Origin of the sequence: Aureimonas glaciei (assembly GCF_014643375.1) — a bacterium.
Lineage (GTDB): Bacteria > Pseudomonadota > Alphaproteobacteria > Rhizobiales > Rhizobiaceae > Plantimonas > Plantimonas glaciei.
In genome coordinates, this window is record NZ_BMJJ01000032.1 from 1 (window position 1) to 627 (window position 627).

1 pseudogene is annotated in these 627 nt (G+C 66.3%); it reads left to right on the forward strand.

Annotated features, from left to right (window positions below):
* Positions 1–93: 93 nt before the first annotated feature.
* A pseudogene (locus IEX88_RS26615) lies at positions 94–627 on the forward strand (transposase); the annotation flags it as partial.

The window sequence follows — 627 nt, forward strand, 5'->3', positions numbered from 1 at the left end:
TAGAGCGGTTCAGCGTCAGCTTGAATCGGTCCGGATTCCCTAAGCTTTGATTCTGTGATTCAAGATGCTGGCTGGGTGGGAGGCCAGCATCGGATGGGTCGACCTCTTTCGAACGATCTTCGTGAGCGCGTAGTGGTGGCGGTGGCCGCCGGCGAGAGCTGCCGGTCGGTGGCATCTCGTTTCAGCATTGCGCCCTCTTCGGCGGTGAAGTGGTCGCAGCGCTACCGGTCGAGCGGTTCGGTGGCGCCGGGAAAGATGGGCGGGCACCGCCAATGTCTGCTGGAGCCGCACCGGGCGTTCATCGCCGAGCGGATCGCCCAGACGCCGCATCTGACGCTTCACGGGCTGAAGGCGGAGCTGGCGGCGCGGGGCGTTTCAGTGTCGCACGACACGGTGTGGCGGTTCCTGCGGCGCGAGGGCCTTCGCTTCAAAAAAAACGCTGTTTGCGCTTGAACAGGCCCGCGCCGACATCGCGCGGCGGCGACGCCACTGGCGCAACTGGCAGCCGGGCCTCGACCCGCGGCGGCTGGTGTTCATCGACGAGACCTGGATCAAGACCAACATGGCACCGCTGCGCGGTTGGGGCCCACGCGGCGGGCGCCTGCGTGGCTTTACCCCCTACGGTCA